Below are 12,061 nucleotides of genomic sequence, written 5' to 3' on the forward strand. Positions count from 1 at the left end.
TCACCTCGCTCAGGATGATTTCCTCACTCTCAGGTACCACTCGCACAGCAGGCGGACCTGCTTCTCGGTATAACCCTTGTCGACCATGCGGTCGACAAAGCTCTGGTGCTTGCTCTTGTCTTCGGCCGAGGCCTTGGCGTTGAAGGAAATGACCGGCAACAGGTCTTCGGTGTTCGAGAACATTTTCTTCTCGATCACTTCGCGCAGCTTTTCATAGCTGGTCCAGGTAGGATTGCGGCCGGCGTTGTTGGCGCGGGCGCGCAGCACGAAGTTGACGATCTCGTTGCGGAAGTCTTTGGGGTTGGCGATGCCCGCGGGCTTCTCGATCTTTTCCAGCTCGTCGTTCAGGGCGCTGCGGTCGAAGCTTTCGCCGGTTTCCGGGTCGCGGAATTCCTCGTCCTGGATCCAGCAGTCGGCAAACGTGACGTAGCGGTCGAAAATGTTCTGCCCGTACTCGGAATACGATTCCAGGTAGGCGGTCTGGATTTCCTTGCCGATGAATTCGGCGTAACGCGGCGCCAGGTAGCCCTTGATGAAATCCAGGTAGCGGCGCCGGATTTCTTCAGGATAGTCTTCGCGGCCGATGCGCTGCTCCAGCACGTACATCAGGTGCACCGGGTTGGCGGCGACTTCGGTCTGGTCGTGGTTGAACACGCTGGACAATATCTTGTAGGCAAAGCGGGTGGACACCCCCGTCATGCCTTCGTCGGTGCCGGCGTAGTCTTTGTATTCCTGCAGCGCCTTGGCTTTCGGGTCGACGTCTTTCAGCGTTTCGCCGTCGTACACGCGCAGCTTGGAATAAATGCTGGAATTCTCGGGCTCTTTCAAGCGCGTCAGCACCGAAAACTGCGCCATCATGTCCAGCGTGCCCGGCGCGCACGGCGCCTCGGCCAGCGAGCTGTTGCGCAGCAGCTTGCGGTAGATGTCGACCTCTTCGGTTACCTGCAGGCAGTACGGCACCTTGACGATGTAAATGCGGTCGAGGAAGGCTTCGTTGTGCTTGTTGTTGCGGAAAGTCTGCCACTCGGATTCGTTGGAGTGCGCCAGGATCAGGCCATTGAACGGAATCGCCGAAAAGCCCTCGGTGCCCTTGAAATTGCCTTCCTGCGTGGCGGTCAGCAGGGGGTGCAGCATCTTGATGGGCGCCTTGAACATCTCGACGAATTCCAGCAGGCCCTGGTTGGCCAGGCACAGGCCGCCCGAATAGCTGTAGGCATCGGGATCGTCTTGCGAGTGGCGGTCGAGCTTGCGGATATCGACCTTGCCCACCAGCGAGGAGATGTCCTGGTTGTTTTCGTCGCCCGGCTCGGTCTTGGCGATGGCGACCTGGCGCAGCACCGACGGATTCAGCCGCACCACGCGGAACTGCGAGATATCGCCGTCGAATTCTTTCAGGCGCTTGACCGCCCAGGGCGACATGATGCCGCTCAGGTAGCGCCGCGGGATGCCGTACTCTTTTTCGAGTGTTTCGCCGAAGCGGTCGGGGTGGAACAGCCCCAGCGGCGTCTCGTTAACGGGCGAACCCTTCAGCGCATAGATGGGATAGGCCTCCATCAGCGCCTTCAGACGTTCGGCAATGGAAGATTTGCCGCCGCCCACCGGCCCCAGCAAATACAGAATCTGCTTGCGCTCTTCCAGGCCCTGTGCGGCGTGCTTGAAGAACGCCACGATCTGGTCGATGACGTCTTCCAGGCCGAAAAATTCTTTGAATGCGGGGTAGCGCCGCACGATCCGGTTGGAAAACAGCCGTGACAGCCGGGGATCGTTGCGGGAATCGACCAGTTCTGGTTCGCCTATTGCGGCCAGCATGCGTTCCGCAGGGCTGGCATAGGCCATCGGGTCTTGCTTGGCCAGTGCCAGATATTCCTCGAGGGAAAGTTCGGTTTCCTGGTCTTTCGCGTAAAGCGACTTGAAGCCTTCGACGATGTTTTGCACGGATAACCTCCTACAGCGCATGGTCGGTTAATAAGTTCCGTCATCCCATTGTGTTCCTCATTGCCCGATGTCGCTAGACTTTATGGAAATGGGGTCATGCACATCATCTTGATATGTTGCTTTCGCCACACACCACAGATTGGGTTAGCGGACTTATTTACGTTTAGGCTGCCGGGCTCTGAAACAGTTCCACCAATCACGCAAAGATTCATGGATGCGCGTTTCAATGCGTAGCGCGCCGCCGCGCTTGCTGTCTGCACAGCAAGCGGCGGGCCCATCGCAGCAAGGTCGCAATAATTTGGCAGCCAGACACCGCAAGCGCTAGCAATTTGCGCCGCGGGCCGCCCGTGCGCGGCTTATTTCATGTCATCGGGCCGCGGCGCGGCCAGCATGCGTTCGACATAGCGCGCAATGGTGTCGACTTCGAGATTGACGCGATCGCCCGGTTTCACGTTGCGCAGCGTCGTTACCGCTTGAGTGTGCGGAATGATGTTGATACTGATGTCGCATCCATCGGCAACATCGGTAACGCGATTGACCGTCAGGCTGATGCCGTTGACGGTGATCGACCCCTTGTAGGCCAGAAAACGCGCCAGGTGCGGCGGCACCCGGATGGCCAGTTCGCGCGATTCGCCCACGGTGCCGAAGCGCAAGACAGTTCCCAGCCCGTCGACATGGCCGGACACCAGATGGCCGCCGATCTGGTCGCCCACGCGCAGCGATTTTTCCAGATTGACTTCGCCTTCGCGGTCCAGCCCCACCGTCAGGTTCAGGCTTTCACGCGACACGTCGACCTGGAAATGCCGGCCATCGAGCGCAATGACGGTCATGCACGCCCCCTGCACCGCGATGGAATCGCCGATGCCGACGTCGCCCAGGCCCAGCTCGCCCGCGTCGATCCGCAGGCGCACACCGCCCTGCCCGGTTTCGTCCAGGGGTTCCAGGCGAACAATGCGGCCCACTGCCGCGACCAGGCCAGTAAACATGAATGAAATCTCCAGCGATCAGTACGGTAAGTAGAACATCAACGGCACGTGGCCGCCTCGCGCAGCGCGCGCCAGCGCGCCGGGTCGCGTGCGCGCAGGCGCAGGTCGGGGCCGATGCGCGCGACGTCGGTGAATTCGAGCCGCCGGGCGCCGTCGAGGTGCTCGATCAGCGGCAGGCGCAGCATGGCGGCGGCATCGCCCAGCAGCACCGGCGCCAGGTATGTCAGCAGTTCGTCGACACAGCCGGCCGACATCAGTGCGCCGCCCAGGCCGGCGCCCGCTTCGACGTGCACTTCGTTGATGTCGTGTTCGCCCAGCCAGCGCATCATGGCCGGCAGGTCGACGCGGCCGGCGTCCTGGCCGGGCAGCTCTACGACGCGCACATTGCGCCCGGCCAGGCGGGCCGCCTTGGCCGGATCGGAGCGCGCCGTGAAAATGATGACCTCGGCGCCGTCGAACAGGCGGGCGTCTTCCGGAATGGCGAAATGCCCGTCCACCACGGCCTTGCGCGGCGCGCGCGAGGTGGCCACGGCGCGCACGTTCAGGCGCGGGTTGTCTTTCAGCACCGTGCCCATGCCGGTCAGCACCACGCAGCTGCGGGCGCGCCAGGCGTGGCCGTCGGCGCGCGCCGCCTCGCCGGTAATCCACTGCGACACGCCATTGTGCAGGGCGCTGCGGCCATCCAGCGAGGCCGCCATCTTCACCCAGGCCCAGGGGGTGCCCCGGCTCATGCGGGCGACGAATCCCGCGTTGATTTCCAGCGCCTCGTCCAGGCAGACATTGCCGGTAACCGCGATGCCGGCCTCGCGCAGGCGCGCCAGCCCGCGGCCGGCCACTTGCGGGTTGGGGTCGCCCATGGCCACCACCACCCGCGCCGGGCCCGCCGCCACCACCGCGTCGGCGCAGGGCGGCGTGCGGCCGTGATGGCTGCAGGGTTCCAGGCTGACATACAGGGTGGCGCCCTGTACCGATTCGCCGCGCGCGGCGGCGTCGCGCAAGGCGCAGATTTCGGCGTGCGGCCCGCCGGGCGGCTGGGTGGCGCCCTCGCCCAGCACCCGGCCGTCGCGCACGATCACGCATCCCACGCGCGGGTTGGGCGTGGTGGTGTTCATGACGGTGCGGGCCAGCGCCAGCGCGCGGCGCATCCATATGAGATCGTCGGGGTCGGTCACGGAAATCACGCCTGCGGAAATCACGCCTGCGATTGTATGCTGGCCAGGGGGAAGCCCGGCGCCAGGTGTCAGGCTCCGCAGGTGCCTGACACCGTGCTGTTGAGACAGTCTCCGCACACTTCGGTGTCAGGCGCCTGCGGAGCCTGACACCTGGCCAACCCTATTTGCGCAGCTTGCCCGGCAGCATGGGGCCCTGCATTTCGCGGATGGCCTCGACGAATTCGCCGATGTCTTCGAAGTTTTTGTACACCGAGGCAAAGCGCACGTAGGCGACCTTGTCGAGCTTCTTGAGTTCGGCCATGACCAGTTCGCCGATGCGCTCGGTGGAGACTTCGCGTTGGCCGCTGGCCAGCAGGGTTTCTTCGATGCGCGCGACTACGCTGTCGACCTGGTCGGTGCTGACCGGGCGCTTGCGCAGGGCCAGCGACAGGCTGGCGCGCAGCTTGGCGGTGTCGTAGTCGCTGCGGCTGCCGTTGCGCTTGACCACCGAGGGCATGGCCAGTTCGATGCGTTCGTACGTAGTGAAGCGCTTGTCACAGGACAGGCAGCGGCGGCGCCGGCGGATGGTGTCGCCTTCTTCGGACACCCGGCTGTCTACCACCTGTGTGTCGGCGTTGCCGCAGAATGGGCATTTCATATTGCCGGCCCCCGGTAATAATTTGGCGTATTGTAATGACGCCGGCCCGCAACGCGGCGCCGGCGTGGGGAAAATACGCCAAACGGCGGCCCCCGGGGCCGCCGCGCAGGCGCCTTAGCCGCCGTAAACCGGCAGGCGGGCGGTCAGTTCGTTGACGCGCGCGCGCACCGCGGCGATGTTGGCCTCGTCGCGCGGGTTGTCCAGCACGTCGGCGATCAGGTTGGCGGTAAGCTCGGCCTCGGCTTCCTTGAAGCCGCGGGTGGTCATGGCCGGGGTGCCCAGGCGGATGCCGCTGGTCACGAAGGGCTTTTCCGGGTCGTTGGGGATGGCGTTCTTGTTGACCGTAATATGCGCCTGGCCCAGCACGGCCTCGGCTTCTTTGCCGGTAATACCCTTGGGACGCAGGTCGACCAGCATCACGTGGCTTTCGGTGCGGCCGGACACGATGCGCAGGCCGCGCTTGACCAGGGTTTCGGCCAGCACCTTGGCGTTCTTGGCCACCTGCTGGGCGTACTGCTTGAATTCGGGCGACAGGGCCTCTTGGAAAGCCACGGCCTTGGCGGCGATGACGTGCATCAGCGGGCCGCCCTGGATGCCGGGGAAGATGGCCGAATTGATGATCTTTTCGTATTCGGCCTTCATCATGATGACGCCGCCGCGGGGGCCGCGCAGCGACTTGTGCGTGGTGGACGTGACGAAATCGGCGTGCGGCACGGGATTGGGGTAGGCGCCGCCGGCCACCAGGCCCGCGTAGTGGGCGATGTCGACCATCAGCAGCGCGCCGTTGTCGTGGGCGATGCGGGCCAGGCGCTCGAAGTCGATGTGCAGGGCGTAGGCCGACGCGCCGGCCACGATGAGCTTGGGCTTGTGTTCTTTGGCCAGCTGCTCGACCTGGGCGTAATTGAGCACTTCATTGGCGTCCAGGCCGTACGAAATGAAGTTGTACAGCTTGCCCGAGGCATTGACCGACGCGCCGTGGGTCAGGTGGCCGCCTTCGGCCAGGCTCATGCCCAGCACGGTGTCGCCCGGCTTCAGCACGGCCATGTACACGCCCTGGTTGGCCTGCGAACCCGAATTGGGCTGCACGTTGGCGGCTTCGGCGCCGAACAGCTGCTTCAGGCGGTCGATGGCCAGCTGCTCGACCACGTCGACGTATTCGCAACCGCCGTAATAGCGCTTGCCCGGATAGCCTTCGGCGTATTTGTTGGTCAGCTGCGTGCCCTGGGCCTGCATCACCGCCGGGCTGGCGTAGTTTTCGGAAGCGATCAGCTCGATGTGCTGTTCCTGGCGGACGTCTTCTTTCTGGATGGCGGCCCAGACTTCGGGGTCTACCTGGGACAGGGTAAGTTTGCGGTCGAACATGACGGGAAGGTTCCTGGAGCGTGAAAAGAGGAAAAGCCGGGATGTAGGGGATGGCCGCTAGTTTACCGCGCCGGCGCCCCGCCGCCGGCCCCGGCGATCCGAAAAAACGCCCGAAATGGCGCCCGCCGGCCCGGAAAAGCGCGCAACACGCCCTTAACCCGCAAGCCGGCTCAAGTCAGTTTGAGGAACGCTCATCCAACCGCGAGGGACGATGTACCGGGACAGGCACCGAGCCAGGTGTCAGGCTCCCGAAGGGTGCCTGACACCGCTGTGTGCCGAGGCTGTCTTGGTAGTCCGGCGTCCGGCACCCTGACGGGAGCCGGACACCTGAAGGGGCCCCGATCAGGCCGAGGTGTCGCCGATCTGCTTCGGCGCCAGGTCGGGGTTCAGGGTGTACACACCCGTGATGCTGGCCTGGGCCAGCACATGGCCCTGCAGCGCCTTGAGCACGTCGTTGCCGCCGAAGTTGCCCTGAACGGCCAGCTTGGGCACGTCGAGCGCGTACAGGGTGAAGACGTAGCGGTGCGGCAGCGCGTCGTTCCAGGGGGGGCACGGGCCGTCGTAGCCGAAGTAGTCGCCGCTCATGTCGCGGTCGGCGGCGAACCACGAGGTGTAGTCGTTGATGCCCTGGCGCGCGTCGCCGGAGGCCAGCGGGCCGCCCTTGCCGCGCGGCGTGATGCCGCTGGAAAAATCGCCTTCGCCAATGTCGCGCTTGTCGGCGGACAGGTCGATGAGCACCCAGTGGAAGAAGTCGACGCGCGGCAAGTCGGCCGGCACCTGGCGCCCTTCCTGGTTGACGTCGTCGGGCTTGGACGGCACGTCGGGATCGTGGCAGATGAGGGCGAACGAACGGGTGCCCTCGGGCACGTCGTCCCAGGAAAACTGCGGATTGAAGTTTTCCGCGAGTGCGACGTGCGACTGCGGGTCGATCTTGCCGAAAGCGTAGCGATCGGGAATCGATTCGTTATCGGAAAAAGACAGACTCGAGAGTTTCATGTCGTGCTCCTGCGAGACCGTAGGCGCTTCCTACCCTGCCAAGTTAACACGGGCGAACTTGCGCTTGCCCACCTGCACCACATAAGTGCCGGCCTGTAATTGCAACGATTTGTCTTCGACGCGGTCGCCGTTGACGCGCACCCCGCCCTGCTCGACGTTGCGCTGCGCTTCGGCGCCCGAGGCCACCAGGCCGGCTTCGCGCAGCACCTTCAGAATACCCAGCGGCGCGCCGCCGATATTGATCTCGGGCATGTCTTCGGGAATGGCCCCATCGCGGAAGCGCGCCTGGAAAGCCGCCAGCGCGGCCTCGGCGGCCTGCGCCGAGTGAAAGCGCGCCACGATTTCCTGCGCCAGCGCAACCTTGGCGTCGCGCGGATTGGCGCCGGCCTCGATGCCTGCCTTCAGGGCCGCGATGTCTTCCAGCGTGCGGAACGACAGCAGCTCGAAATAACGCCACATCAGGGTGTCGGAAATCGACATCAGCTTGCCGAACATCGACTCGGGGGTTTCGGAAATGCCGATGTAATTGCCCTTGGACTTGGACATTTTCTCGACGCCGTCGGTGCCCTCGAGCAGCGGCATGGTCAGCACGCACTGCGGCGCCTGGCCGTATTCTTTCTGCAGTTCGCGGCCAACCAGCAAGTTGAACTTCTGGTCGGTGCCGCCCAGCTCCAGGTCGGACTTCAGGGCCACCGAGTCGTAGCCCTGCATCAGGGGGTACAGGAATTCGTGCACGGCGATGGGCACGCCGCCCTTGAAGCGCTTGGTGAAGTCTTCGCGCTCCATCATGCGCGCCACGGTATAGCGCGACGCCAGCTGGATGAGCCCGCGCGCGCCCAGGGGGTCGCTCCATTCGGAGTTGTAGCGGATCTCGGTGCGGGCCGGGTCCAGCACCAGGCTGGCCTGGGCATAGTAGGTTTTGGCGTTGGTCTCGATCTGCTCGCGGGTCAGCGGCGGGCGCGTGGAATTGCGGCCGCTGGGGTCGCCGATCATCGAGGTGAAATCGCCGATCAGGAAGATGACGTTGTGCCCCAGGTCTTGCAGCTGGCGCATCTTGTTCAGCACCACCGTGTGGCCCAGGTGGATGTCGGGCGCGGTGGGATCCAACCCCAGCTTGATGCGCAACGGCACGCCGGTGGCACGGCTTTTGGCCAGCTTGCGGGCGAACTCGGACTCGACCAGCAGTTCGTCGCAACCGCGCTTGGCGACGCGCAGGTCGGCTTCGACTTCGGGGGTAATGGGGGCTTCGGATTGGGACATGTCAGGCTGAAACGGGGCGGGACAACGCAAAAAAGGTGTAAAAAGTGCCAAAAAGGCTTGAAAATCAGTCGAAAATTCTAGCCGGATCAGCTAGGATACTGCCCTAATCATACGCAACTGTTGCCGTTACAGTTGCTGTCCCGGCTAAACACCCGTTGTTCACAAGATGCGTCGCAGGGCGCAAGCCTGCCGCGTGCCGCCATGCACGCCGTGGCACGCCTGCATCCGGCGCAAGCATCCTGGGGACTTACGCCACCCTGAAAGGTCCTGCACGATGAATCGTGGCTCAAACAGCCCGGCTGGCCGCTTCCGCAGCAAAGTTGCCGCCCTGTTCGCCCCCCGCTCCGAGCCCACGTCCCGCCGCGGCGGCCTTTTCCGCCGCACTCTCATGGTTACCGCCATCGGCCTGTTCGCCGGCGCCGCCGCCCTGGGCATGGTGCAGCAGCCCGACCGCACCGAACTGCCCCCGTCGCGCCAGATCCAGAGCATCCTGCCGCTGCAGCCCGACCAGGTCAGCCTCAGCACCGACGACAGCAGCGCCCCCTTCATCAGCGAAACCCGCATCCGCCCGGGCGACACGCTGGCCGCCGTGCTGCAGCGCCTGGACATCGACGCCCCCGGCCTGCAGCGCTTCCTGACCCAGGCCCCCAGCGCGCGCAGCATCTACAAGCTGTACCCCGGGCGGGCCGTGCAGGCCGCCAGCGATGCCGAAGGCAAGCTGGTCTGGCTGCGCTACATCCACACCCCGGGCAACGAAGAAAACGGCCAGGTCACCACCAAGATGCTGCTGGTGACGCCCGCGCAAGACGGCTACACCGCCCGCGAAATCACCGACAACACCGACCGCCAGACCCGCGTCGCCGTCGGCACCATCCGCTCGTCGCTGTTCGGCGCCACCGACGCCGCCGGCGTCCCCGATTCGGTCACCCTGCAGATGGCCGACATCCTGAACTCCAAGGTCGATTTCCTGCGCGACATCCGCCGCGGCGACCAGTTCCGCGTCGTATACGAGGTCCGCTCGCACCAGGGCCGCTATGCCGGCGCCGGACGCGTGCTGGCGCTGGAATTCGTCAACAACGGCAAAACCTACAACGCCGTCTGGTTCAGCCCCGACGGCAAGTCGGGCAGCTACTACGACTTCGACGGCGTCAGCCTGCGCGGCGCGTTCCTGCGCACCGCCCTGAAGTTCACGCGCATCAGCTCAACGTTCGGCATGCGCATGCACCCCATCCACAAGACCTGGACGGGCCACAAGGGCGTTGACTACGCCGCCCCGTCCGGCACGCCCATCCATTCCACCGCCGACGGCACGGTCGAATTCGCCGGGCAGCAGCGCGGCTATGGCAATGTGGTCATCATCAAGCACTTCGGCAAGTACTCCACCGTGTACGCGCACCAAAGCCGCATCGCCGCCGGCATCAAGCGCGGCGCCAAGGTATCGCAGGGCCAGCTGATCGGCTACGTGGGCTCTACCGGCTGGGCCACCGGGCCGCACCTGCATTACGAATTCCGCATCAACAACCAGCCCGTCAACCCGCTGGCGGCCGACCTGCCCGTGACGCGTCCGCTGGACGCCGCCGAGGCCCGCAAGTTCAAGGCCGCGGTGCTGCCCTACAAGCAGCAGATCGCCCTGCTGACCGAATTCCAGCAGACGCTGCCCGAATCCACCACCAACGTGGCCAGCCGCTAGCGCGGCCCGCTTGTTGCCATGACCCGACCAGGCGGCCCGCGCGTTTCCACGCCCGGCCGCCTTTTCATTGGCCTGATGTCCGGCACCAGCCTGGATGGCGCCGACGGCGTGCTGGTCCGGCTGGCCGCCGGGCAGGCGCCGCAAGTGCTGGCTACCGCCGGGCTTCCCATGCCCGACCCGTTGCGCGCCGAACTGCTGGCCCTGAACCGCAGCGGCGCCGACGAACTGCACCGCGCCGCCCTGGCCGCGCAGGCATTGGCCCGGCTGTACGCCGATGCCGTGCAGGCTCTACTGCAGCAGGCCCGTCAGCCCGCCAGCGCCGTCAGCGCCATCGGCGCGCACGGCCAGACCGTGCGCCATCGCCCCGAACTGGGCTATACCCTGCAGCTCAATGCCCCCGCCCTGCTGGCGGAACTGACCGGCATCGACGTAGTGGCCGATTTCCGCAGCCGCGACGTGGCGGCCGGCGGCCAGGGCGCGCCGCTGGTGCCGCCTTTTCATGCGGCCATGTTCCAGGCGCCGCAGCCACGCGCCGTACTGAACCTGGGCGGCATCGCCAACCTGACGCTGCTGGCGCCCGGCCAGCCGCCACGCGGCTTCGACACTGGGCCGGCAAACGTACTGCTGGACACCTGGTGCCAGCGCCACACCGGCCAGGCCTACGACGACAACGGCCTGTGGGCCGCCACCGGCCAGGTGCAGGCGGCGCTGCTGGAACACCTGCTGGCCGCCGAACCCTGGCTGGCCCTGCCGCCCCCCAAATCCACCGGCCGCGACCTGTTCGATGCCGGCTGGCTGGACCAGCGCCTGCAAACCTACGACGGCCCCGCGCCCGCGCCGCAAGACGTGCAGGCCACCCTGCAGCGGTTCACCGCCCGCACGGTGGCCGACGCCCTCGAAGCCGCGGCGCCGGCCACGCACGACGTGCTGGTGTGCGGCGGCGGCGCACGCAACCAGGGTCTGATGCGCGAACTGGCCATGTGCCTGCAGCGGCCAGTGCAGGCCACCGATACCGCGGGCGTGCCCGCGCAATGGGTCGAGGCCATGGCGTTCGCCTGGCTGGCGCAGGCCTTCCTGGACCGCACGCCCGCGGGCGTGCCGCAGGTTACGGGCGCGCGAGGGCCGCGGGTGCTGGGGGCGTTGTATCCGGCATAAGCGGGCCTGCGCCCTTGCGCAAAAATACATAACGGTGCCGGAAGCGGTCCGGCACTTCATAGGCGGGGCTGTCAACGCCCGCAATGGCCGGCACGAATGGTTCGAACAGCCCGCAGCCGGCAGACTGTTCAACAGAGAACGGCGCCCGATCCAGCTGGTTGTTATAGCCCAGCACCAGCAGGCCGCCCGGTTCCGTGACATGATGGATCTGCTCCATCATGCGGTCGAAACTTTCTTCGCTATTCACCCCAAAACCCACCAGGCCGTTGGCAACTACCGCCGCAAACGCGCCGCGCTCGTAATAGTTCGATAAATGCAGGGCCGAACCCACCACGTGCCTGCCCTGCTGGCCATATGCGGCGCTGGCGGGATTAATATCAATGGAGTGGAATTCGCAATCGAGCAGCCGGGAATAGTGCCAATAGTGCTTATCCAGGCCAATGAACAGACAGCGCCCGGGACGCCGGCCATGCAGCTGGAAGCGTCTGACACTTGAGCAGTTCCGTAGTTGGACCGGTCTTCGATCCGGTGCACTACCCGCTTGCCCCCTAGTCTCTAGTGACGAAGGGTTAACAGCTCATGATGACCAAAGCTTTCAATCGCCTCGGCGATGTTTGCCGTCTGGTCCCCACTCCAGTTTCAGCCATTCTGCTTCCGCCCCGGCCGGATCACTTTCAGCCTGCGACAGCGCGGCGTCATCCGCTCGCTTGTCCAGCGCGTCGATCTCCTCGGCCCGATTCGTCGAGTACTGCCCCAGCTGCCGGCTCGCCTCGGACACGATCTCGAAGCCCGCTTCGGTCTGCTCCTTGTCGAAGATTGGGTCCAGCGTATTCAGGTTGTCCGATATGTCCCGGCTGACCAATGCCAC

Annotated in this window: 11 protein-coding genes; 2 read left to right on the top strand and 9 right to left on the bottom strand. The window is 65.2% G+C overall.

Translation table 11 applies throughout. The features are described 5' to 3' along the window. Positions 1-9 precede the first annotated feature (9 nt). The 7 genes from J2P76_RS04930 to tyrS all read right to left on the bottom strand — a co-directional run bounded on the left by J2P76_RS04930 (position 10) and on the right by tyrS (position 8,348). Positions 10-1,926: a PrkA family serine protein kinase gene (locus J2P76_RS04930; protein WP_431603411.1), complete on the bottom strand. Its 1,917-nt coding sequence runs from the start codon at positions 1,924-1,926 to the stop codon at positions 10-12. Between the two features lie 365 nt (positions 1,927-2,291). Further along, positions 2,292-2,921 carry a riboflavin synthase gene (locus J2P76_RS04935; RefSeq protein WP_207404933.1) on the bottom strand — a complete coding sequence of 210 codons (630 nt, stop codon included), beginning with the start codon at positions 2,919-2,921 and terminating at the stop codon, positions 2,292-2,294. 38 nt (positions 2,922-2,959) lie between these two features. Then, the gene (ribD, locus tag J2P76_RS04940; RefSeq protein ID WP_431603412.1) at positions 2,960-4,102 is read right to left on the bottom strand and encodes a bifunctional diaminohydroxyphosphoribosylaminopyrimidine deaminase/5-amino-6-(5-phosphoribosylamino)uracil reductase RibD; all 1,143 of its coding nucleotides are present in this window, start codon (positions 4,100-4,102) and stop codon (positions 2,960-2,962) included. Positions 4,103-4,253: 151 nt separating this feature from the next. After that, a complete protein-coding gene (gene nrdR, locus J2P76_RS04945) occupies positions 4,254-4,730 on the bottom strand; it encodes a transcriptional regulator NrdR (protein WP_207404934.1) in 477 nt (158 codons plus the stop codon). A 114-nt stretch (positions 4,731-4,844) separates the two neighbouring features. Continuing rightward, positions 4,845-6,092, bottom strand: coding sequence for a serine hydroxymethyltransferase (glyA, locus tag J2P76_RS04950; protein ID WP_207404935.1), 1,248 nt, complete (start codon positions 6,090-6,092; stop codon positions 4,845-4,847). Positions 6,093-6,434: 342 nt separating this feature from the next. After that, positions 6,435-7,088 carry a YbhB/YbcL family Raf kinase inhibitor-like protein gene (locus tag J2P76_RS04955; RefSeq protein WP_207404937.1) on the bottom strand — a complete coding sequence of 218 codons (654 nt, stop codon included), beginning with the start codon at positions 7,086-7,088 and terminating at the stop codon, positions 6,435-6,437. Between the two features lie 30 nt (positions 7,089-7,118). Then, entirely contained in the window at positions 7,119-8,348 is a 1,230-nt protein-coding gene (gene tyrS / locus J2P76_RS04960) for a tyrosine--tRNA ligase (protein ID WP_207404939.1), read from the bottom strand. A 274-nt stretch (positions 8,349-8,622) separates the two neighbouring features. On the opposite strand from tyrS, the gene J2P76_RS04965 reads away from it, so the two are divergent. Further along, the gene (locus J2P76_RS04965; protein ID WP_207404941.1) at positions 8,623-10,038 is read left to right on the top strand and encodes a M23 family metallopeptidase; all 1,416 of its coding nucleotides are present in this window, start codon (positions 8,623-8,625) and stop codon (positions 10,036-10,038) included. Positions 10,039-10,056: 18 nt separating this feature from the next. Beyond that, complete coding sequence (locus J2P76_RS04970) at positions 10,057-11,193, top strand: anhydro-N-acetylmuramic acid kinase (protein ID WP_207404943.1); 1,137 nt, start codon at positions 10,057-10,059, stop codon at positions 11,191-11,193. Here the strand turns inward: J2P76_RS04970 and J2P76_RS04975 are convergent. Together J2P76_RS04975 and J2P76_RS04980 are read right to left on the bottom strand one after the other, a co-directional pair. Next, positions 11,144-11,527 (bottom strand): hypothetical protein, encoded by a 384-nt coding sequence (locus tag J2P76_RS04975; RefSeq protein WP_207404945.1) that lies wholly within the window; start codon positions 11,525-11,527, stop codon positions 11,144-11,146. The genes J2P76_RS04970 and J2P76_RS04975 overlap by 50 nt on opposite strands. Positions 11,528-11,788: 261 nt before the next feature. Beyond that, positions 11,789-12,061 (bottom strand): hypothetical protein, encoded by a 273-nt coding sequence (locus J2P76_RS04980; protein WP_207404947.1) that lies wholly within the window; start codon positions 12,059-12,061, stop codon positions 11,789-11,791.

This window comes from Bordetella petrii (genome assembly GCF_017356245.1).
Taxonomy (GTDB): domain Bacteria; phylum Pseudomonadota; class Gammaproteobacteria; order Burkholderiales; family Burkholderiaceae_B; genus Bordetella_A; species Bordetella_A petrii_D.

Coding starts and splice junctions, on each gene's coding strand:
- J2P76_RS04935 (WP_207404933.1), bottom strand. CDS start 2,921: ATGTTTACTGGCCTGGTCGCGGCAGTGGGCCGCATTGTTCGCCTGGAA.
- nrdR (WP_207404934.1), bottom strand. CDS start 4,730: ATGAAATGCCCATTCTGCGGCAACGCCGACACACAGGTGGTAGACAGC.
- glyA (WP_207404935.1), bottom strand. CDS start 6,092: ATGTTCGACCGCAAACTTACCCTGTCCCAGGTAGACCCCGAAGTCTGG.
- J2P76_RS04955 (WP_207404937.1), bottom strand. CDS start 7,088: ATGAAACTCTCGAGTCTGTCTTTTTCCGATAACGAATCGATTCCCGAT.
- tyrS (WP_207404939.1), bottom strand. CDS start 8,348: ATGTCCCAATCCGAAGCCCCCATTACCCCCGAAGTCGAAGCCGACCTG.
- J2P76_RS04965 (WP_207404941.1), top strand. CDS start 8,623: ATGAATCGTGGCTCAAACAGCCCGGCTGGCCGCTTCCGCAGCAAAGTT.
- J2P76_RS04970 (WP_207404943.1), top strand. CDS start 10,057: ATGACCCGACCAGGCGGCCCGCGCGTTTCCACGCCCGGCCGCCTTTTC.